This window comes from Ruegeria meonggei, from assembly GCF_042768335.1.
GTDB lineage: Bacteria > Pseudomonadota > Alphaproteobacteria > Rhodobacterales > Rhodobacteraceae > Ruegeria > Ruegeria meonggei.
The window spans coordinates 2072923-2095315 of sequence record NZ_JAXHBT010000001.1; the positions used below are offsets into that span (position 1 = coordinate 2072923).

Sequence of the window (22393 nt, forward strand, 5' to 3'; positions counted from 1 at the left end):
GACCCTGCTCCTTTTGGTTCGGCACAAGTCTTGCGGAAAAATGGGACAGGCGGACAAGAAAGCTGTGGCCTGTGTTAGAAAAACGAAACTGCGATTGAGGATTCTGATATTCAAACTTCGCCTTTGCGATAGGTGCGAATTGCATCTTACGGTGCAACACACGAAACCATGGGAAAGAGACTGGATGCCATCTGAGGGTGTAAGACGCAGCGGCCGCCAGGCCCGTCACGCGCAACGTGCGGCCAAGCCTGTGGTGGACCCTTGCCCACCGGGCCAGAGCGGTGGTGCGTTCAAGCCCTTGACCCCGTCCGAGATCGATCAGATTTATGACACCGCCCTACGCCTGTTGGAAACCCTCGGTATGGGCAATGTCCCTGATCGGCTTGCCGCGGACCTGCGGGCGGCAGGCGCGTTACCGGGCACACAAGATCGGCTGCTTTTCCCGCGTGCTATGGTCGAACGCGCTATTGCGACCGCTGCCAAGACCTTTACCTTTCACGGGCGGGATGCGGGTCGGTCTATCGATGTGGGCGGCGACCGCGTGTATTTTGGCACCGGCGGGGCAGCCGTTCAGACGTTGGATATCGACAGCGGGCTCTATCGCCCGTCTACCTTGACCGATTTGCATGACTTCACCCGGTTGCAGGATACACTGGCAAATGTCAGCTGGTTCACACGCTGTTGCGTGGCAACCGACGTGCCGGATGTGAGCGACCTGGATATCAACACGGTCTACGCACTGGTGCGCAACACAACCAAGCCGGTTGCGACCTCGTTCACGTTGGCCGAACATGTCGCGCCCATTGTAGAGATGCTGGATATCGTGGCCGGAGGTCCGGGTGAGTTTGCCAAACGACCCTTTCTGAAAGCACATATCAGCCCGGTGATTTCCCCGCTGCGCTATGGTGAGGATGCGGTGGACGTGGTTTACGAATGCGTTGCCCACAACATCCCTATGTCCTGCATCACCGCCGCGCAGGCAGGCGCGACAGCACCAGCGACGATGGCCGGATTTCTGGCTCAGTCCCTAGCCGAGACACTGGCCAGCCTGGTTATGGTCAACACGATCAAGCCGGGCTTTCCGATGGTGTTTTCAAACTGGCCCTTCATCGTGGACTTGCGCACCGGGTCCTTTGCCGGAGGTAGTGGGGAAACCGCCATCCTGAACGCGGCTTCTGCTCTGATCACCAACTGGTTGGGCCTGCCTTCGGGCGTGGCGGCGTCGATGACCGACGCCAAGGCGATCGACGCACAATATGGGGCCGAAAAAGGCATCACCTCACTGGCTGCTGCACTGGCCGGCGCGAACCTGATCTATGAAAGTTCGGGCATGACGGCCTCGCTGTTGGGGGCAAGTTTCGAGGCCTTTGTTCTGGACAACGAAATGCACTCTCACACCTATCGCGCCCTGCGCGGGATTGAAGTCAGCGAAGAGAACCTTGGCTTTGACGCGATCTGCCAGTCGGTTCTGGGTGACGGGCATTTTCTAGGCAGCGCCCATACTTATGCGGCGATGGAGCGTGACTATTTCTACCCCGAACTCGCCGACCGGCAGGAACCCAGAACGTGGCAGATAGAGGGTGCAAAAGATGCCTGGTCCTCGGCCCGTCAGGCCGCGAAAGAAGTTCTGGAGGCCCATCACCCCCAGTACCTGACCGCAGAACAGGACGCGGAAATCCGCAAACGGTTCCGCATCCTAAGCTGAATGCATCAGGCATTCCCTCGCCGTGGATCAGCCGCTAGGGTCCTCTGAGAAACCTGAAAATGATGGGGCACTTATGACCAATTCGTTTTTTCAGCCGGTATCAGCGATGGAGCTTGCCCGGTTTGCCGGTGTCCCGACATTTATGCGCTTGCCAAACATGCCGTTGGATCATGACCGCATTAGCGAGGTTGAGCTGGGTCTGATCGGCATTCCATGGGACGGCGGCACGACCAATCGCCCCGGTGCACGGCATGGTCCGCGCCAGTTGCGCGACTTTTCCACCATGATCCGGGCGATGAACCCAGTCACCGGTGTTGCGCCCTTCTCGCTGGTCAATTGCGCGGATCTTGGGGATGTCGCGCCGAACCCGGTGGATATCCACGATACGCTTGACCGGGTCACAACGTTCTACTCGGACTTACTGGCCCGAAACATCACACCGCTGACGGCCGGGGGTGATCACCTGACGACCCTGCCCGTTCTGCGGGCGCTGGCCACATCGGGGCCATTGGGGCTGATCCAGTTTGACAGCCATACTGATCTGTTCGACGATTACTTTGGCGGCCACAAATTCACCCATGGCACCCCCTTCCGCCGCGCAGTCGAAGAAGGTCTGATCGACCCCAAACGCTTTGTTCAGGTCGGCATCCGTGGCACCGCGTACAACACCGAGGATATCGAGTGGGGTGAGGCCCAAGGCATTCGCATCATCCGCATTGAAGAGCTGTTTGACCGTGGCATCGATGATGTCATGGCCGAGGTCCGGCAGATTGTCGGCACAGCTCCGACCTATTGCACCTATGACATCGACTTTGTCGATCCGACCTATGCCCCAGGCACCGGAACGCCAGAGATTGGCGGCCCCAACAGTTTCCAGGCCCAGCAGGTCATTCGCAAGATGGGCGGCCTGAACCTTGTCGGGGCCGATCTGGTCGAGGTCTCGCCGCCCTTTGACGTCAGTGGTGGCACCGCCTGGCTGGGCATCTCGCTGATGTTCGAACTACTTTGTGTTCTGGCACAGGCGGTGGAGGCGCGGCGCTAGCGAACGTTTTCAGCAATCATTGAGATCATCTCGAACATCACCGCAGCCGCTGTCAGGGCGGTGATGTTGTTGGGGCTGTCCTTGGTGGGCATCATGCAGACGACGTCTCCACCCACGATGTTCAGCCCGCGCGCGGCGCGCAGGATGCCCACGGCCTCATCAATGTCGAACCCCTTTTCGCCGGGTTCCAGATTTGAAACCGCAGGTGCGATGCTCGGATCGAGGCAATCCAGATCAAACGTGATATAGACCGGGCGATCGCCCAGAACCTCTTTGGTCTGCGCCACCACATCCGCAAGCCCGCGCTGACGGAACTCACGCATGGTGACGATGTTGTAACCATAATCATAAGAGGGTTGCAGCCAGTCCAGACTGCGCGGATGCCCCCGCAGCCCGATCTGCATTGACCGGGTCGGATCGACCTGTCCCTGATCCGCCAGATAGGCCCCCCAATGGGCCGCTGATTTCTTCGCACCCAGAAAGTGGTCAACCTTGGTGAACACATCCGTGTGCGCGTCGAGATGCAGAAAGCTGATCGGCTCACCGCCGGCCAATTTTCCACCGCCCAGCGCCTGTACAATCCCTCCGGTGATGGAGTGATCCCCGCCAACCGAGACGGGGCGTGCGCCTGCTGCGTCGATGTCTTTGAAAAAGGTGGTGATGCGTTCGATGCAGTCTTCGTTATCATTGGCCTTGGGGAACGGCACATCGCCCACATCGGCAATCTTTGCGCTATTCCAAGGGTCGATTTCGAACAGCGAATGCACCCGGCGCTGTACGGCCGAGACATGGCGCAGGGCGCGCGGACCCAGATGCTGATCCCGTTCAGTAGTACCATTGCCGGTTGAATGTGGCACCCCGACCAGCGCGATATCCTGATCCTGCGGCCCGACATTGGGACAGCGAAACAAGGTGGGCACGCCCCACCAGTATAGGTTTTCCATCATGGACTGTTCGTAGCGGTCGGTCATTTCTTGCCCCGTTCAAAGAAAAACGCCCCCGATCAGAACCGGGGGCGTCGGATTTTAGAGTTTCTCGTCTTCTCGACGGAAGGCGCCCTGAACAATCCGGTCCATGACCATAGCCAGGAACAGGATCGCAAAGCCGCCTAGCAGGCCGGGGCCCTTGGCCGCGTATTGCAGCGCTTCAAGGATTTCCTTGCCCAGACCACCGCCGCCAATCAGCGAGATGATCACAACCATCGACAGGCACATCAGGATGGTCTGGTTCACCCCGGTCATGATCGACGGCAAGGCCAGAGGTATTTCCACGTCCTTCAGCAACTGCCATTTCGAAGCTCCAAAGGCCACAGCAGCCTCTTTGATACTGTCGGGCACCCCGCGCATCCCAAGCGCCGTCAGTCGGATGACCGGCGGCATGCCAAAGATGATCGTGGCCAGAATGCCCGGCGGGTTACCGGTGCCAAAAAAGGCGATGATCGGGATCAGGTACACGAAGGCCGGAAGCGTCTGCATCAGATCCAGTACCGGTTCCGCCCCGCGATAGGCGCGCGCGGATTTCCCAAACCAGATGCCCAGCGGGATACCGAATACAACGCAAAGCAACACCGCGGCACCCACAAGCGCCACGGTCTCCATTGCGACATCCCAGTATCCCAGCAGTGCGATATAGGCCAAGGAAGACGCGGTGAAAATCGCGACACGCGGCCCCGCCGCACGCCACGCGGTAACACAGATCACCAGCATGACAACCGGCCAGGGCGATCCGATCAGCGCAATGGTCAGCCCGTCCAGAACCGTCCGGACCCCACCGACAATGCCGTCAAAGACATCACCACCGGCTGCGGCTGCGGCGTCAATCTGCGCCTCCATCCAGCTTGCAAGAGCGGAGAACAGCGTGCCGCCATCCTCACCCAGAAACAGCGCCGACACTTCCTTTTCAGGGAAGGCGTCCAGCATGGCCAAAGAGGCGTTGACCGTGAACTTGTAGACAATCAAAGGCCCAATCGCAGCGATCAAAACGGCGCCCAGCACGGTGTTGCGCGTGGATCGTCCGCTTTCGGTAGTGGTCGGATCCGTTCGCCAGTTCGAGTACTGCTTTTCATAGACCCGGTCCGCATAAAACCCCTGCACCAGTTTGAACACCAGCAGCATCAGCAAGCCGGTGATCATGATGCCCACAGCCTCGGACTGCGCCGCGGCCGCTTTTTCGAAACTGGAATCTGCCGCCTTTTGGATGTTCTCAGCCAGTTTGGTGAACCGGTCGACATCCGCCTTTTCGGTGGCATCAGCTGCCCGACCCAGCAATTCGTTTGCGCGGTCCTGCTGACGGGTGGCGCGTTCCGCCAGATCGGCGCCGGGGTTGCCCCACGCGCCGCGGCCGATCTGCACCCAGGCAATGATTTCGAGGATCAGGAAGGCCCAGAACATCCCCCAGATTGCGCGGGAAGCGGACCAGAACGGGCCCAGAATTGCCGCCCAGTGGTTGAATGTGTTGGGCAAGCCGCTGGTGGCATCGTGGATTTTGTGAAACGATTTGACATAGTACTCGCCGTTTGGACCTGCAAACTCGTGGATCGAACGGTCCAGCGCCTCGTGGTCAACTTCGATATCCGAGGCGGCGGTTACTTTCACTTCTGTGGTTGCATCAGTCATTTTTGCCCCCCTGAATACCACGCAGCAGGCGCGGCTTTGTGACGACGCCAATGTCGTTACCTGAATCGGTGATAATGACCGGCAAATCCGTATTGACGGCAAGGTCAATCAACTGGTCCAGATCAGCGCCCTCATCTGCGCGCAGTGCGCCCTCGGTTGGGCCGGAATAGCTTTCCAGAGGCTCCATGATCGAATGCGCCTTGACCAGCTTCAGCTTGGAAATCCCCTGCACAAATTCGCGCACATAGTCGTCGGCGGGGTTCATGACGATGTCTTCCGGGGTTCCGATCTGCACGATCACACCGTCTTTCATGATCGCAATCCGGTGACCGATGCGAATGGCTTCGTCCAGGTCATGGGTAATGAACAGTGTTGTTTTCTGCAACTGGGCCACCAGTGCCTTGAACTGATCCTGCAATTGCAGCCGGATCAAAGGATCAAGGGCCGAGAACGGTTCGTCCATCAATAGGATTTCCGGATCAGAGGCCAGCGCACGGGCGATCCCCACCCGCTGTTGCATCCCGCCTGACAGTTCCTTGGGCAAGCGATCCTCATACCCGGTCAGGTCTACCAAACCCAGCGCGTGGTCGGACACCGCCCAACGTTTGGATTTCGAGACTTTGCGAATCTCCAGCGGATAAGCCACGTTATCGCGGACCGAGCGGTGCGGCATCAGCGCCATGTGCTGAAACACCATCCCGATCTGTTGCGCCCGAATGCGCCGCAGTTCAGCCTCGGATATCTTGGACACGTCATGGCCCAGGATCTCGATCTTTCCGGCGGTGGGTTCGATCAGGCGATTCACATGGCGCACCAGCGTCGACTTGCCGGATCCCGACAGGCCCATGATGCAGAAAATCTCGCCCCGAGGCACGTCGAAGGTCGCGCCCTGCACGCCGACTACGCAACCAAATCTCTCAAGGACTTCGGGTTTTCCTATCCCCTCGTCCCGTACTGCGGTCATGGCTTCTTCGGCACGTGCGCCAAAGATCTTCCAGACATCCGTCAGTTTAACGACTGTTTCGGTCATACTTGTCCCTTTGATGCAAAACAGGCCGCCGGGTGATCCCGACGGCCTGCCCGAGTTTCAGTTCCAGTCGATGTCAATCACTCGGACATCCAGCCCAGAACGGCATCTTCGTTCGCACCAACCCATTCTTGCGCATAGGCCTCTGGTTCTTTGCCTTCGATCACCAGCGCATAGGTCATGGCCGACACTGTATCAGTGTCCAGTTTCATGTTGGACAACAGGGTGGCCACTTCGGGATGCTCGTCTTCCAACGACTTGGCGAAATGCAGGTGAAGGTAGGCAAGATCCCATGCAACCCCAGCATCGGATTTCTCGAGCCAGTCCGGATCGTCCGTGGGCTGAAGAACATTCCATTTGGCCGCGTCATAAGCCGGTTCTTCCAGGATCTGCATATCATGCAAGGCAAACACGTAATGCGGCGTATAGCAGAACCCGACCCATGGCTCACCGGCCTTGATCGCATTGTCGAGATTTGCGTAGGCAACAGTCTCGTCAATCTCGGTCAGCTCAAAAACCTGATCATAGCCATAGGATTTCGCGCGGATTTTCTCGACATTGGTCGAGGCCCAACCCGGCGCACCAATCCACAGCTCACCCTGTCCGTCGCCATTGCTGTCAAACAGCGCGGCGTTGTCGGGGTTGGTCAAATCTTCGATCGACTTGATGTCATTGGCCTCTGCCGTCGCCTTGTCGACGCACATACCCTGAAACGCTTCGACGCCATTGGCGTTAAACGTCACAGTGCCTTTGTCAGTGACATAAGTGTCATGCAGATTCTGCTGGTTCGGCATCCAAACCTCGGGGTGGACGTGCATGGCACCAGAATCCATGGCCTCGAACACGATCGGGTTGGTCCCGTTTTGCAGTTCGACCTCAAGCCCAAGGTTCTGTTCAATTGCTACTTTGAGAATATGCGCCGTCGCATTGACCGACGGCCAATTCGGCACACCAATCACGATGTCCGCAGCCATTGCCGGCCCGGCGATCACCATTGACGCGCCTCCCAGTAATGTAGCTAGTTTTTTCATTTTGTATCTCCATGTTGGGCATTTGTGGCGCATGTTTTTCTTACCCCTGGGGCAGTGTGCACCTTACAAATAGTGTCGGGAAGACGATGCTTCCCAAGCTTTCGGCCAGCGGCCCGTTGCGCTGGTTTGGCCAGAAAATTGAAGCATGTGATCATATCGGCCATCAAGGCTTACCTTAGACAAAACCAAGTATGCGATATCATCATAGTTTAGTTTCGGTTTTTTGCAAAACACCGTCAGTCGACGACTGAAAACCGGTCAGGCAGAGTTTCGCTCCATTGACGCAGTTTCTCAAGAAAGCCCAGCGCAGTGCATCCAAAGTCGGTTAGGGAGTACTCCACGGACACTGGTGAGGTTTGCATGACTTTTCGATCCACCAGGCCCTGAGCCTCGAGCTGGCGAAGCCGTTCAGTGATCATCTTCTTACTGGCCCCGCCAATCATTCGTGACAGGTCATTGAACCGGACCGGCCCGTCTTTCAGGTGCCACAGAATGGATCCGGTCCATTTGCCGCCCAGAATGCGCATTCCAATTTCAATTGAGCATGGCTGGAAACACCCGCGGTCAGCCTGTTTTTTCTGTGCTTCATCCGACTTGAGCCTTGCAGACATCACATAGCCCTCATGAGTTTGAAGGTTACCAAAAGTATACTGGTTGATTTTCGAAACCTAAGTACACAATTTCACCTCGAACCCGCGACACGTCAAGGGATTCACGCAACATATAAGACACGGACATGAGCAACATCCTGATTTTGAACGGCACGCAACCCTATGAAGGTGCTCCCGGAAAACTGAATGCCAGCCTAACCGAACAGGCACGCAGCATCTTGACTGACCTGGGTCACGAGGTCCGCATCACCACCGTAGCCGACGGGTATGACCCAAAGACTGAGGTCGACGCGCATTTGTGGGCAGACACAATTCTGATGCAGTTCCCTGTGAATTGGATGGGCGTGCCGTGGCCTTTCAAAAAGTACATGGACGAGGTCTATACCTCGGCAATGGACGGACGGTTTGCCGACGGGGACGGCCGGACATCTGATGCCCCCAAGCAGAATTACGGCATGGGCGGCAAGCTGAACACCAAGAAGTACATGCTATCGGTCACATTCAACGCGCCAAAAGAGGCGTTTGACAACAAGGCCGAGCCGTTCTTTGCAGGCAGCAGCGTAGATGACCTGATGGGCCCGCTGCACCTGACGGCCAAGTTCATTGGCCTGCAGCCCCTGCCCACCTTCACAGTATTTGACGTTATGAAAAACCCAACCATCGAGGCCGATTTCAACCGGTTTGGAGCCCATCTGAAAAACGCGTTTACAGAAGTGGAAACCGTCGCTGCCTGAAGTTCATGCCTTTGACCGCGAGGGCAGCGAAAGAGCGGACCGAGTTTTCTTTCCGCAGATCGCTGCCCCAGTGGCCATGAGGTATAGGATGACGTGAAAAAGGGCTGACGGGTATTCACCCCACAAGGTTAGCCCAGGCTTTGCGACAGAATGAACTCTGCGGCTTCGTCAGCGAGGGACTGGAACCGGGTTCTCTCGCTGACATACAGGTAGACCTGTCGCTGATGGCTCAGATCAGAAATCGGGCGAAAGGCGGTGGCTTCAGGGATAAACTCGGCCACCGTTTGCGGCAAAACGGTCACCCAGTCCCCCGTGCGTACCATCGTGATCAGCGAATGCGTGTTGTGTACCGTGACATCAGCCCGGGCGATGGCATCCAGAAATCGCTGTGACTGAATAAGATCGCACAGCGCGTTCCGGATGAACGGTACCGATGTCACATCCGCCAAGCTCGGCGGATCAGGTCGCGCGATCAAGGGGTGGTCCGCGGCGCAGACAAGGCCGAACCGGTCCTGCAACAGCGGCACCGCCCGCACATTGTTCAGGGCTTGGTGCCCTGATGCGATCCCGATATCCGCCTTGCCTTCGACCAGCGCATCCAGCACCTGCTGGGTATCGGTATCGCGCAGTTCGATCTTCAACCCGGGATGGGACCGAGTCATATGAGCGAGCACGCTAGGAAACACCAGCGCCGCGACCGAGGGGACGGACACGATACGCAACAACCCCTGCTCGGCACTGGCCGCTGCTTCGATATCCAGAACAGATTGATCAAACTGGCGCACTTGCTTCAGGGCCGTTTCAAAAACCTGCTGACCCAAAGCCGAAAGGCGGTTTTTACGCTCTCCCTCGAACAGCTTTTTACCCAGATGATCCTCTAACTGCTTGAGAGTCATGGACACGGCGGACTGCGTGCGCCCCAGCCGGTCTGCCGCTTCGACCAGATTGCCGGTTTGTGCGACCACACAAAAGCAGCGCAGGGTTTCGATCTTCAAGGCCATACTTCAATCCTTTTGAAGTCAAATCAATTTAATTGAGTTTGACTGATATTGCCCAAAAAGGCCATCCTGTGCCAAATCCTTTTGTGAACCTTTGGGGGGCACCGTGACCAAACTGAACCTGATCGCTGGCGAATGGCTGGCAGGCGAAGCCGAGATTGAAAACCGCAACCCATCGGACCTGAGCGACTTGGTTGGCATGTTTGCGCAGGCCGGCGCTGATCAGCTGGACGCGACACTGGATCAGGCGCAAGTGGCTCAGGCGGAATGGGCCGCCTACGGGATGGAGCGCAAACAAGCCGTTCTGATGAATATCGGCAACGAGTTGATGTCCCGCGCCGAAGAGCTGGGCACTCTGCTGTCCCGCGAGGAAGGCAAACCGTTGGCCGAAGGCAAGGGCGAGGTGTATCGCGCCGGTCAGTTCTTTACTTATTACGCCGCTGAATGCCTGCGCCAACTGGGTGAGAATGCCGACAGCGTCCGCCCCGGCGTTGAGGTCGACGTTCGGCGCGAGGCTGTGGGCGTAGTGGCCATCATCAGCCCGTGGAACTTCCCCACAGCCACCGCATCCTGGAAAATCGCGCCAGCGCTGTGTTACGGCAACGCGGTGGTCTGGAAACCGGCAAACATCACCCCTGCATCCGCCGTGGCGCTGGCCGAGATCATTGAACGTCAGGACATCCCCAAAGGCCTGTTCAGCCTGGTGATGGGCTCGGGCCGGTCAATTGGTCAGCGTTTGGTTGAAAGCCCCAAGGTCAACGCAATTTCTTTTACCGGCTCGGTTCCTGTGGGCAAAGGCATCGCCGCAGCCGCGATCCAGAACCTGACCAAGGTTCAGATGGAGATGGGCTCGAAAAACGCGCTGGCTGTGATGGACGACGCCGATCTGGACTTGGCCGTGACACTGGCGCTTGGCGGTGCCTTTGGCGGCTCGGGTCAGAAATGTACTGCGTCGTCGCGGCTTGTGGTCCACGCAGGCGTACATGATGCCTTTGTCGAGAAACTCGTCGCGGGCGCACAGGCCATGAAAGTGGGCCACGCACTGGAAGAAGGCGTTCAGTTGGGCCCGATCGTCAGCCAACAGCAGCTGAGCGAAAATCTCGCCTACGTTGATCTGGGCAAATCCGAAGGGGCAGAACTGGCCTGTGGCGGGCTGCGTCTGGATATGCCGCATGACGGCTATTACATGTCGCCCGGTGTGTTCCTGAACTCTACCAACGATATGCGCATCAACCGCGAAGAGATGTTTGCGCCGCTCACTTCGGTCATCAAGGTGGACAGCTATGAACAGGCGCTGAGTGTCGTCAATGACACCAACTTTGGCCTGACTTCGGGTATCGTTACACAAAGCCTCGCCCGGGCCACGCATTTCCGGCGCAACGCCCGCACCGGTGTTGTCACCGTCAACCTGCCCACCGCGGGCACCGACTATCACGTGCCCTTTGGTGGACGTGGCGACAGCTCGTACGGTCCGCGCGAACAGGGTAAAGCGGCGGCTGAATTCTACACCACCGTCAAAACCGCATATATCAGCGCGGGGAACCCGGTCTGATGCGCATCGACGGGCTGCAATATGCCAACTGGTCGGAAAAGATTTTCCGGCAACTGCGCGAAGGCGGCGTGGACGCGATCCACGTCACCATCGCCTATCACGAGAACTTTCGGGAAACGGTTCTGAACTTTGAGAAATGGAACCGCTGGTTTGAACAATATCCCGACCTGATCATGAAAGGCCGCTGGGCCAGCGATATTGACATCGCACGTGAAACGGGCCGGACAGCAGTGTTTTTTGGCTTTCAAAACCCCTCGCCCATCGAAGACGATATCGGTCTGGTCGAGATCCTGCACGATCTGGGCGCACGGTTCATGCAGCTGACCTATAACAACCAATCACTGCTGGCGACCGGGTGTTACGAAGCCGAAGACACCGGCATCACCCGCATGGGCAAACAGGTCATCAGGGAAATGAACCGTGTGGGCCTTGTGGTCGACATGAGCCATTCGGCTGACCGGTCGACCATCGAAGCCGCCGATCTGTCCGAGCGTCCGATAGCCATCACGCACGCCAACCCGCACGAATGGTCGCCCGCACTGCGCAACAAAAAGGAAGAGGTGATCCGGGCAGTGACGGAAAAGGGTGGGATGCTGGGCTTTTCGGTCTATCCTCATCACCTCAAGGACAAATCCGACTGCACTGTTGAAAGCTTCTGCGAAATGATCGCGCGCACTGCGGACAAATATGGCGCCCAGCACCTGGGGATCGGCACAGACCTGTGCCAGGATCAACCCGACAGCATCGTCGAATGGATGCGTGTTGGGCGCTGGACAAAAGAGATCGACTATGGCGAAGGCTCAGCCTCGGCCCCTGGTTTCCCGCCAATGCCCGGCTGGTTCCAGGACAACCGTGACTTTGGCAATATCGAAACAGGGCTGCGCGCCGCGGGCATGAACCAGGACGAGGTTTCAGGTATCATGGGCGGAAACTGGTATCGTTTCTTTGCTGAAAACTTCGGGCCACAAACCGCATGAACTCAGCTGGCGCTCATATCCCGCGTCGCGACCCCGCGCAGGTTATGCGCCTGTCACGGTTGGGGTCGTTGCACCAGTGTCGGCTCAGCTTCATGCGCCAACTGACCCGCCGCATGGCGCAGGAAAACTGGACCTTCAGCCGCCCTGTCTTTGACATCGACGCCAACGGCGTGGGCCATGCGGTATACACCGCGCAAGGCCTCACACATGCGTATTCCCTTGTTGCCTTTGCCCATGACCTGCCGCCCGAGCAACGCTCGGACCGGGTCATTGCCGAGGCCTGGGACGCCACCTTTACCCTGTTCGACGGCATCCCGACGGCCGACGATATCGACCGCCTGTCCAAAAACGTCCCTCTGCAAGAGGCCGGGCGCGTCAGTGAAAATGAGTTGTCGTTGTCGCGTGCAAACCGCTCAGTCCGGCTTTGGGCACATGTGGTCGACCAGCTCGCCGCCGGACAGCAACCGGACGTTCAGCAGATCTATCAGGTCGGCTATCTGATGCGTACCACCGCCGTTTACGGGTCGGGTAAATTCGGAGCCGCCGACCGTGAGAAAACCGCAGCGCGGCCCGAGCTGAATGCCCCTTTCCAAACCGAGATGTTGTCGGTCTATCTGACCCGCACTTTTGTCCGAGATCTGGTGCAGCACATGGCGCGAGCCAAGGGCGGGGACCAAACTGCGCAGCTGGATCCCGCAATCGCCCGCTGGCTGGGGATCGGCAACTCGACCGGGCTGGGGATGGCCCCGTTCATCGTCAACCATCCGGTGCTGTTCAACAACTGGATCATGGTCCGCGAAGAAGCCATTGCGCGCGTGCGGTCCTTGCCGACCGCGTCCGAAGCGGAAGAAAAGCAATTTCGCGACACCTTTGCGCGCTCTAGGTTGTCAATGTCCTGGTGGCAGTCCGAGCATCCGATCCAAATCGAGAAACTGGCCGATCTGACCAGTGATCTTCTGGCCATCACCGAATATCTGGACCAGAACAACCTGACACAGGATCACCCCTGGGACAGGTTGATCCGCTGGTCCGAGACCGCGCTGAGCGAAGAGGGTCAAGAGCTGCTCGCCTCTCTGATCCTTGAGCCCTACGGCGATTTGGTGGACGGGTTGACCAGCTGTATGGCCGACAGCAACACGCAGGCGCAGGTCATCGACGGTGCCATGTCAGTGGCCGAGGTTCGCGCTCTGATCCAGGCCAGCTTTGGCTGGGCACTTGATCTGGACTGGGCTGCCGAGGCCAACCGCGCCCGCGCTTGGTACGTATCCGAGGAAAAGCTGGAACCCCGGCTGGGAGAACGGTTCGAAGAACCAATTGCCGACTATGAGCAACCTCTGGCTCCGGCCCGGGATGCAGCCAGCGCCTTTGCTGCATTGAGCGACTGGCACGACGACGTGCCAATTGCAGAGTTCCTGACGCGTCATCCCGAACATCGCCACACGATCCGACGGGCGCAGATCGGGCGCGTCGCCCCATACGGTGAAATCCGTGACAATACGATCAGCGCCAGTGTCATGCCCATCGACATGCTGCGCGCCAAGCTTTCCTTTTTTGGAGCCACACATTTCGACCCGCGCTCGGACCGCTGGGTGCGTATCTGCATGTATGCCGGTGCCCCCTACCCCGAAGACCTGACATCAGAGACGGCGGATTTGTGGGTCTATCCGGAGCCCGCGGCATGAGCTTTTCCCTTAACGAAGTCGAATCCACGTCAAAGCGGGCTGCCCGGGGCGCTGGTTATAGCTGGGGTCATGCGGAAGAAGCCGCAAAAGCCACCCGCTGGCTGTGCGCGCAGGGTTTAGACGGTGTTGGCGCTTTGGCACGGTTGCTACAGCTTGATCTGGTGAAACCACCAGGAGCCCCTGCGCCTGATATGAACGAAGACGACCGGATCAGTCAAAGCATGCTCTGCCCGTTGACAGCGGGCCCAGCGGTGTCCGATCGCGCACAACAAATCACCGGCTCTGCTGTTTCACTGAGCAACCTTGCAATGCCCATCTTGTTGCTACCCTTTGCGGCAAACGCAGCGCGATTGCTGAAATCCTGCATTACCGTCACCTTTGATGGGGCAGACATCGTGACCGATGGCTTTGCCATATCCAATCCGAGCACTACGCCAGATCACGCGAAAACCGTTTCCGTCAGAGTTGGCGGGACCCTGACCGGCACCGTCCAACAGCAGGCGCGGGCAACGCCCGATCCCACCGACTGGACCACGTTGAACCGTTTTGCCCACCGAACCTATGCCCCCGCAACCGAGGAATCCCGCCTGCGCGGGGCCGGTGCGGGCCTGTCTGACAATGACTGAGAGATTGAACATGGTTGAAACCCGGACCCTGACCCTTGCTGAAATCGAAGATCTGGCCTTCCGCGCGCTGGTCGCTGCTGGCACAACCGAGGCAAATGCCCGCCCGCTGGCCGTTGCCACAGCAGCCACCGAGGCGGATGGTGTTGCCAGCCACGGTCTGGCTTACATCCCGATCTATTGCGAACATGTTCAGTGCGGCAAGGTCGACGGCTCTGCTCAACCGGTTCTGTCTCAGCCCCGTCCGGGCGTAGTGAATGTGGACGCTGCAACCGGGTTCGCACATACCGCGATTGACATGGGGTTCGAGGCCCTGATGCCAGCAGCACGTGAACAGGGCATTGCCGCATTGGCAGTGCGCAACAGCTATAACTGCGGCGTTCTGGGATATCACACCTTCCGGCTGGCACAGGCCGGGCTGGTTGGCTTGGGCTTTACCAACGCGCCCGCATCTATTGCACCGTCTGGTGGCGCAAAACCGGTTGTCGGCACCAATCCTTTCTCGGTCGCGGCCCCGGGAACAGATGGCCAGCCCGCCCTGCTGATCGACCAAAGCGCCAGCACTATTGCCAAAAGCGAGGTCATGAAACACGCCCGCGAAGGCAAACCGATCCCCGTTGGTTGGGCACTGGATTCAGATGGCAATCCAACCACCGATCCCAATGTCGGGCTCAAGGGCTCAATGGCGCCGTCTGGCGGATACAAAGGCGTCGGCGTTGCCTTGCTGACCGAGGTGATGGCCGCTGCGCTGACTGGCGCGACCCTGGGTCTGAACGCCTCGCCGTTCTCCGGCACCGCCGGTGGGCCGCCGCGTACAGGTCAGTTCTTTATCGCCATTGACCCAACCGCAACAGCTGGCGACGCTTTTGTGTCTGGCCTGGAAGAGCTGGTCGGCGCGATCCACTCACAAAACGGCGCGCACTTGCCAGGGGACGGGCGACGCACCAAACGAATTCTGGCAGAAACAGACGGTGTCGCAGTGAATTCGGCTGTTCTGGACAAAATTCAGGCCATCTTGAGTTAACGAAACACCGCAATGTTGTCCCAACAACAGCGCCCCGTCAGGCGTAAATTTGACAAACCCCAGACGCCCGGCTTCTCACTCAAAAGAGAAGTCGGGCATTTTTTCTGACTGTTTCAAAACACGAATAAGAAAAAATCTACCGCGGTTTCCCAACCCCATGATATCATCAAATCAGAATATAACACTACAAAGCCGTTCAGCGGATTCGTGATGCCATGGAATTGGGAGGTTCTTATGCTTCGATTTTACGCCTGTTTGTTGGTTCTGATCTATAACCCAGCAAGTGTTCTGGCAGACGCCGTACCAAGCAAAGAAGCTGTGCAAGGCACCTTTGCCGAGCGACCCTTCTCACCCTATGCCAACCGCTCGTTCCCGGAACGTCCGTTTTGGGGGGACACACATCTGCATACTGGGCTTTCATTGGATGCCGGAGCCTTTGGCAACACTTTGTTGCCCGATGAGGCATGGCGATTTGCTAAGGGTGAACAAGTCATTTCGTCGACTGGCCAACCGGTCAGGTTGGCGCGACCCCTGGATTGGATGGTGCTTACCGATCACACGGATCTGATGGGATTTGCTCCGGATTTGCAGGCGGGAAAACCCGGGGTTCTTGCCGATCCGAAGGGTTTGCAATGGTATGCGGGCTATATGGCCGGCGGTGAAGACGCAGCCAAGGCAGCCTTTGATATCATCACCAACTTCTCTCAAATGACATTGCCCGAGGTATTGCTGGAATCCTACAGCCCCGGTGCTGACGCCTTTGCGTTTACCTGGGAACAGATCGTGCTGGCCGCAGAACGCCACAACGACCCCGGAACCTTTACCGCGTTTATTGGCTTTGAGTGGACCTCGGTCCCCAAAGGGTTCAACCTGCATCGGAACGTTATGTTGCGCGATGGCCCGATCCGGGCGTTGCAGATGGTGCCGCCGGTCACGCAGCCGCCCTATGGCGACACAGACCCAAAAGCGCTGTACGCATGGCTAGAGGAATACCAGGCCAACACGGGCGGTCGGGCCGTTGCCTTCGCCCATAACGGAAACCTGTCCAATGGGTGGATGTTCCCGACAGAAGACACCTATCACGGCGGCAAGGTGGACGAAGAATACGTACAAAACCGCGCCAAGTGGGAGCCCCATTACGAGGTCACACAGATCAAGGGGGATGGCGAAGCTCATCCTTACCTAAGCCCGGATGATCCGTTTGCCGACTATGAGAACTGGGATGTCGGCAACCTCGATATCACCGAACTGAAAACCGAAGACATGCTGGCCGGGGAATACGCCCGAGAAGCTCTCAAGCGCGGTCTGGCGCTGGAAGAGAAATTTGGTGTGAACCCCTATAAGTTCGGTATGGGTGGTGCAACAGACAGCCATACGTCGCTGGCAACCGCCGAAGAGGAAAACTATTTCGGCAAATCCGTCAGTGCTGAACCGTCCGCCACGAGAGTCCTGCATCCGTTCGTTGAAAGCGAGCTGGGGGCGTTTGAGGGCCATACACTCGTCGCGTCGGGATACACCGCCGTTTGGGCGTCCGAAAACACCCGCACTGCCATTTTCGACGCGTTCAAACGCCGGGAAACCTACGCCACGACCGGCCCTAGAATCGGTTTGCGGTTCTTCGGGGGATGGGACTTTGCCGACGAAGACCTGCTGACCCGGCTGGTGGCCGATGTCGGCTATACCAAAGGCGTGCCAATGGGCAGCGACCTGCGCCCGCGTGAAGGAGATGGCGCGCCCAAGTTTCTGATCGGTGCCCTGCGCGACCCGATCGGAGCAAACCTGGATCGGGTTCAGGTCGTCAAAGGCTGGCTGGATGCCAACGGAGAATTACAGGAGCAAGTCTATAACGTCGCCTGGTCGGATAATCGCGCGCTGGACGCTGATGGAAATCTGCCCGATGTAGGCAATACTGTTGATCTTGAGGCCGCAAGCTGGAGCAACACAATCGGCGCCTCAGAGCTGCTGACGATCTGGACAGACCCTGATTTCGATCCGGATGCGCGGGCCTTCTATTACGTGCGGGTTCTTGAAATTCCGACACCGCGTTGGGTGCTGTATGATAAACTTCGGTTCGGAATTGACCTGCCGGAAGAGGCACAGCTGACCCATCAGGAAAGGGCTTACTCGTCCCCAATCTGGTACACACCGGGCGCGTGATTGATCCAGCGGGGAAAACCGCTATTCCGGCGGCGAAAGCCTTCCTTCTGGGAAGGTCTTCTGCCCCTTGATAGTTCCAATAAATACACGGGGTTTCCGCATGGCAGATCCAACGGATCAAGCCAACGATTTGATGTCTAACACTTCCTGAGCCAGGGTTGCCTATGCGCATTCTCAAAGAACCACTTTTTCATTTCATTCTGATCGGATTCGCCATCTTTGGCTGGTTCCATCTGGTTTCTTCCGAAAACGATGTGCCTGCAGACATCCAAAAGATCACCATTGACGCAGATGACATCGCCCTGCTGACCAGCCGGTTCGAAACAAGCTGGAAGCGCACGCCTAACGAAGCAGAGTTTCAGGCGTTGATAGATGCTTTGATCCGCGAAGAGGTCCTTGTTCGCGAGGCCCGAAACCTCGGCCTGGATCGCGGCGATCAGGTTGTCCGCGCACGACTGGCCCAAAAGATGGACTTCCTGACCAGCGCCATCGCCTCGTCCGTGACCCCGGAAGATGCTGATTTGCAAACGTTCCTCGACGAGAACGCGGCGCGGTTTACAACCCCCTCTCTGATTGCCTTTGATCAAGTTTATCTGGGCGACGCGCCCGAGCCGGACGACATCTCACAAGCGCTATTGGCACTGGAAGCCGGGGAAGACTGGTCCAACCTAGGAGTGCCGTCTCTTTTGCTGCGGTCCATGCCCTTGTCGGTGACAAGTGTTGTGGATTCGACCTTTGGCCGCGGGTTTTCAGCCAACCTTGAAAACCTGGAGCCCTCACTCTGGTCCGGCCCGGTCCAATCCGGGTACGGGCAGCACCTTGTCCGGGTCACGCAGATGCAACCCGGGCAGTTGCCTCCGCTTGACGACATCCGCGATGCGGTTGTGTCAGAGTGGCGTCGTGAGGCCGGTGACGATCTGGCACAGGCCCAATACGAAAGTTTTGCCGCCCGTTACAAAATCGAGACGCCGACGCCTCAAGAGGACGAACAGTGAGAGCCGCGGTCTTTGTATTTCTGGCACTCAGTCTGATCTGTGCGCCAAAGGCCGGAAAGGCCCACGCGCTGGACCCGGGGTACCTGGATCTGCGCCAGTTGGCACACGGCACCTGGCAAGTTCTGTGGCGTGTTCCTGATGTAAAAGGCCAGCCCATGAATATTGGGGCGGTACTGCCCGAGCATTGCAAGCCCGGCCGCAGCCCGGAACCAATCTCAGAAGGTGCGGCCTGGGTGTCCACTTGGGTCGCCGAATGCGACGCAGAGATTGCGGGCCAAACAGTGACCATCGATGGCCTGGGAAGACAGAAAAACGAAGTTCTGCTGCGCCTGCAGCCCCTGAATTCTGAAACAGTAACCCTGCGGTTCACCCCCAAATCACCGGCTCTGACAATCCCCGTCAATCCGTCAACCTGGACCGTGTTTGTCAGCTATTTCCAATTGGGCTTCGAACATATTCTGGCCGGGTGGGATCACCTATTGTTTGTCGTCGCTCTGTTTGTCCTGGTGCGTGACCCTTGGCGCCTTGTTGGGGCAGTTACGGCCTTCACAGTTGCACACTCGATTACTTTGGCCATGGCCACATTGGGGATTCTGAAAGTTCCAGCCGCACCGGTCGAGGCCATAATCGCACTGTCGATCGTGTTTCTGGCGCTGGAAATACTCAAACACAAAAAGGGAAAGCTCAGGTTATCAGAGCAATACCCCTGGATCGTTTGCTTTTGCTTCGGCCTGCTGCACGGGCTTGGTTTTGCGGGTGCCTTGTCTGAAATCGGGTTGCCGCCGCAAGATATCCCCGCGGCGCTTCTTGCCTTCAACGTTGGTGTCGAGGGTGGCCAGCTTGCATTTATCGGAACCTTGTCCCTGCTAATCCTTACGTGGCGCACCGTAGCGCCGCCTATCGCTGCACAGTTTCACTCAATCGCCGCACCCGTTGCTGGTTACGCCATTGGCTGTGTGTCTGTTTACTGGCTTGTTGAGCGTATCAGCGGCTTTTGACGTTCCCGGCGAGGGTCGCCTGTTTCTGACCAGCCTAATACGATGTCTAAATGGTGTCGGGGGCGGCATCACACTGAACAGATAAATCAATAATTTAGCCATCGGTGGGACACTCAAGATGTTCCGTAGGTTCTTAGGAAATTCCGGCTGACTGTCCCACTAGTGCAAGGCGCTCAATTGCGCTTCGCCGGAGCCATCATCGCCCTCACCCATGGCGGCGTTTGAGTTCATCACTTTCTTTGCGGTACCGCACGGCAGGATCGAGATGGGTGAGCTTCTGGATTGGCCCGAGCACAGAGCGCAGGCCCGGCATCTTGCCGATCAGATCAGTAATACGCCACGATACTGCAGGTCATAGCAACGAGACTCCCGCCGCTCCTACCGGCTCTGGTTTAAAGGGAATGAACAAATGACCGACGAGGAAAGCACGAGGGATCGACGCCGGATGGCCAAGACCGCACCAAATGACGGGCTTGGTTTATGAGAGCCCGGTCCGGTCAAACCGGACGCGCTCAAACTGTTTTGCCCGATGCCAAACGCGCAACGCAATCTCCGTTGGCCAAAATTTGAACCAGTCCTAGTGCCAAGCCTCAAGACGCTCGCGGCATAGTTCCAGCATCTGCTCGGCTTTGGCAGTCAGTTCAGCATCGAGATTGGGGACTTCCGGCATAACAATTTGATCCAAGCCGGTCGCAAGAGCTGCCACCAGATCATCCATAGCGGCATCAGCCGCATTTGCGGGAATTCCGGCAGTCGCTGCCATGCGTAGAAAGTCAGCGCGGCGCAGCCGATCATCTTTGCCATCGAGCTTTAGGGCCATGCGATCATGTTCCAGTCCTGGAAAGACGCGCGTGGTGACCGCATCATAGAGCGGTGCCATACGCACGCTCTTAAAACCATCAGCGCCCGGCTCTGCGATCTTGAGCAAAGCAAGGTTCTTAAGATGCATGTCTCCGTCGGCAATGAGCCAGGCAAACAGCGCGCGCTTCAGTAGCACCAATAAATCTTCCTGGGGCGCGGTGGAAAGCGGGCGCACAGCGCGCGCAATCCTTTCGATTGTGCTGTCATATTTGGCTTCAGGGGGCAGATCGAGAACAGAGCAGATATCTTCGAGCGCAATTTGGCGCTCATCACTATCGCCGCTACGGATATCAAAACGCTCCACAATGAGAGCTGGCGGCATACTATCCGGCATGCCGGTCAATGCGATGGCTGGTACGTCAAGCCCGGCGGCCTGCCCCAAACTCATTGATAAGAATTCTATGATCGGTAACGCCTGAAACCCGCTAGTGCCAGCAGGCTTTAGAATGTGCGTAAAGGGCTCGCTTGTACTGGGAATGAGACGCCCCTGCGGATCAAGAAACATCGGCGCTTTAATCTGAACGCCAGACAGGCGCGGCGTTTGGGCACTTGCAAACAGGCGCGCCAGATTATCTTCGAAGCTCTGCTCGATATCACCGCGCGCCGGTCCTTCATAGAGACCAGTGAACACACCTTCGCTGCAAAATTTATTTAGGCGGGTGGAAAGCCGGTCTGCCGGTAACGCTGCGATCTCACCGGGATCAGAGCTGATCGTGATATTCGACATGTAACGCTTGCCTGACCGTAACAGCGCGCGCTCATCACTTACCTTCAGAACGCGCTTTAACCAGCCTTCGGGCAATAGCGAGAGAATGAACGGCGGCAACTTCCCCGGCGTGCGCTGCTGTACCAAGGGTAGATCAAGTCCCTTTTCAGGCTGCCAGCGCCACTCAAATCCATCATGACGAAGCGCGCCGATGGACTGCCCATGCCAGGCCACGACAAAACTAAGGGCCGCTTCATTGCGCACTTCAATCAGTGACGGAGATTTTGAGAGGTAGCGCTCGGCTTGCTCGCCCTCGCGATACCATTCATTTTCACGCGCAAGCGCCCAGAGCGCATCAGCGGCTCCCTTGGTGTCGCCATATTCTTCGATCAAACGACCCGCCAGCGAGGCGCGCATATCTTCATCGATAGAGGCAGCGTGCTCGCTGCGCAGACGAAATGCTTCGAGGAAACGGTGCCGGAGCGAAGACACATCGATCCGGAATTCCCCGAGCCCATCCGCGATCAGAGCCTGCGCGGTTGAAGGATGGGCTGGCGCGGCATTCTGAATGATCTCCAGCGTTCTAATCCGGGTGCGCTGTGAGCGCGGACCACTAATAAACAAGCGTCCATCGCGGGTGGGTGCCAGCAGGACAGCGCTAGCGGCAGACAAATAGGCGCGCGGATAGAGATAGTTAGCGATACGCACAGCGTGACGCAGCACGGTGCCATCGACATCCTCTTCGGCATCGGCATAGATACCACGCATAAGCTGCACGATCCGGCCTGTTTCGGCCTGATAATGGGCGCGCGCCTTGTCCAAGTTTTCACCAACGAGATAGAGCATTTTCTAACTTCCACGTACTTCACCTACGCAAAAGTTAAACTACTTCACCCAAAATGTCAAATTATTCTAACTTTCCCGTATTTCAATTACGCGTAAGTTGGAATCCATCATCCAGAACAAATATCACCCAGAGCAAGAAAAACACGCACATGACCACCATGGTGTTCATCATCATGGTGGTCAAAAAAAGGGCTGCCTAAGCGGCAGCC

At 57.7% G+C, this 22393-nt stretch carries 18 protein-coding genes; 11 read left to right on the top strand and 7 right to left on the bottom strand.

The window, feature by feature from the left end; all coding sequences use genetic code 11:
- Positions 1–184 precede the first annotated feature (184 nt).
- Entirely contained in the window at positions 185–1705 is a 1521-nt protein-coding gene (locus tag SJY13_RS10140; protein ID WP_377190611.1) for a trimethylamine methyltransferase family protein, read from the top strand.
- Between the two features lie 73 nt (positions 1706–1778).
- Positions 1779–2747: an agmatinase gene (locus tag SJY13_RS10145; RefSeq protein WP_377190613.1), complete on the top strand. Its 969-nt coding sequence runs from the start codon at positions 1779–1781 to the stop codon at positions 2745–2747.
- On the opposite strand, the gene SJY13_RS10150 is transcribed toward SJY13_RS10145, so the two are convergent.
- The 5 genes from SJY13_RS10150 to SJY13_RS10170 form a co-directional block, all read right to left on the bottom strand.
- The gene (locus SJY13_RS10150) at positions 2744–3718 is read right to left on the bottom strand and encodes an arginase family protein (RefSeq protein ID WP_377190615.1); all 975 of its coding nucleotides are present in this window, start codon (positions 3716–3718) and stop codon (positions 2744–2746) included. The two genes, SJY13_RS10145 and SJY13_RS10150, sit on opposite strands and share 4 nt — an antisense overlap.
- Before the next feature lie 54 nt (positions 3719–3772).
- Complete coding sequence (locus SJY13_RS10155; protein WP_377190617.1) at positions 3773–5362, bottom strand: ABC transporter permease; 1590 nt, start codon at positions 5360–5362, stop codon at positions 3773–3775.
- Complete coding sequence (locus SJY13_RS10160) at positions 5355–6392, bottom strand: quaternary amine ABC transporter ATP-binding protein (RefSeq protein ID WP_085821507.1); 1038 nt, start codon at positions 6390–6392, stop codon at positions 5355–5357. The genes SJY13_RS10155 and SJY13_RS10160 overlap by 8 nt, the downstream gene beginning before the upstream one ends.
- A gap of 77 nt (positions 6393–6469) precedes the next feature.
- A complete protein-coding gene (locus SJY13_RS10165) occupies positions 6470–7420 on the bottom strand; it encodes an ABC transporter substrate-binding protein (RefSeq protein WP_085821508.1) in 951 nt (316 codons plus the stop codon).
- Between the two features lie 236 nt (positions 7421–7656).
- Positions 7657–8031: a winged helix-turn-helix transcriptional regulator gene (locus SJY13_RS10170; protein WP_377190619.1), complete on the bottom strand. Its 375-nt coding sequence runs from the start codon at positions 8029–8031 to the stop codon at positions 7657–7659.
- Positions 8032–8156: 125 nt separating this feature from the next.
- Between SJY13_RS10170 and SJY13_RS10175 the strand changes: the two genes are divergently transcribed.
- Positions 8157–8765: an NAD(P)H-dependent oxidoreductase gene (locus SJY13_RS10175; protein ID WP_377190621.1), complete on the top strand. Its 609-nt coding sequence runs from the start codon at positions 8157–8159 to the stop codon at positions 8763–8765.
- A 128-nt stretch (positions 8766–8893) separates the two neighbouring features.
- On the opposite strand, the gene SJY13_RS10180 is transcribed toward SJY13_RS10175, so the two are convergent.
- Complete coding sequence (locus tag SJY13_RS10180; protein WP_377190623.1) at positions 8894–9766, bottom strand: LysR family transcriptional regulator; 873 nt, start codon at positions 9764–9766, stop codon at positions 8894–8896.
- 103 nt (positions 9767–9869) lie between these two features.
- Between SJY13_RS10180 and SJY13_RS10185 the strand changes: the two genes are divergently transcribed.
- From SJY13_RS10185 to SJY13_RS10220, 8 genes are all read left to right on the top strand, one after another.
- Complete coding sequence (locus SJY13_RS10185) at positions 9870–11315, top strand: aldehyde dehydrogenase family protein (RefSeq protein WP_377190625.1); 1446 nt, start codon at positions 9870–9872, stop codon at positions 11313–11315.
- The gene (locus SJY13_RS10190; protein WP_085821512.1) at positions 11315–12292 is read left to right on the top strand and encodes a membrane dipeptidase; all 978 of its coding nucleotides are present in this window, start codon (positions 11315–11317) and stop codon (positions 12290–12292) included. Before SJY13_RS10185 ends, SJY13_RS10190 begins: the two co-directional genes overlap by 1 nt.
- Positions 12289–13974 carry a hypothetical protein gene (locus tag SJY13_RS10195; protein ID WP_377190627.1) on the top strand — a complete coding sequence of 562 codons (1686 nt, stop codon included), beginning with the start codon at positions 12289–12291 and terminating at the stop codon, positions 13972–13974. The genes SJY13_RS10190 and SJY13_RS10195 overlap by 4 nt, the downstream gene beginning before the upstream one ends.
- Positions 13971–14600: a DUF3726 domain-containing protein gene (locus tag SJY13_RS10200; protein ID WP_377190629.1), complete on the top strand. Its 630-nt coding sequence runs from the start codon at positions 13971–13973 to the stop codon at positions 14598–14600. Before SJY13_RS10195 ends, SJY13_RS10200 begins: the two co-directional genes overlap by 4 nt.
- A gap of 10 nt (positions 14601–14610) precedes the next feature.
- Positions 14611–15621 carry an Ldh family oxidoreductase gene (locus SJY13_RS10205; protein WP_085821515.1) on the top strand — a complete coding sequence of 337 codons (1011 nt, stop codon included), beginning with the start codon at positions 14611–14613 and terminating at the stop codon, positions 15619–15621.
- A 234-nt stretch (positions 15622–15855) separates the two neighbouring features.
- Positions 15856–17778 carry a DUF3604 domain-containing protein gene (locus tag SJY13_RS10210; protein ID WP_377190631.1) on the top strand — a complete coding sequence of 641 codons (1923 nt, stop codon included), beginning with the start codon at positions 15856–15858 and terminating at the stop codon, positions 17776–17778.
- A 164-nt stretch (positions 17779–17942) separates the two neighbouring features.
- The gene (locus tag SJY13_RS10215) at positions 17943–18773 is read left to right on the top strand and encodes a peptidylprolyl isomerase (RefSeq protein WP_377190633.1); all 831 of its coding nucleotides are present in this window, start codon (positions 17943–17945) and stop codon (positions 18771–18773) included.
- On the top strand, positions 18770–19771 hold the full coding sequence (locus SJY13_RS10220) for a HupE/UreJ family protein (RefSeq protein WP_377190635.1): 1002 nt from the start codon (positions 18770–18772) through the stop codon (positions 19769–19771). Before SJY13_RS10215 ends, SJY13_RS10220 begins: the two co-directional genes overlap by 4 nt.
- A gap of 577 nt (positions 19772–20348) precedes the next feature.
- Here the strand turns inward: SJY13_RS10220 and SJY13_RS10225 are convergent.
- Entirely contained in the window at positions 20349–22184 is a 1836-nt protein-coding gene (locus SJY13_RS10225) for a type II toxin-antitoxin system HipA family toxin (protein WP_377190637.1), read from the bottom strand.
- Positions 22185–22393 lie beyond the last annotated feature (209 nt).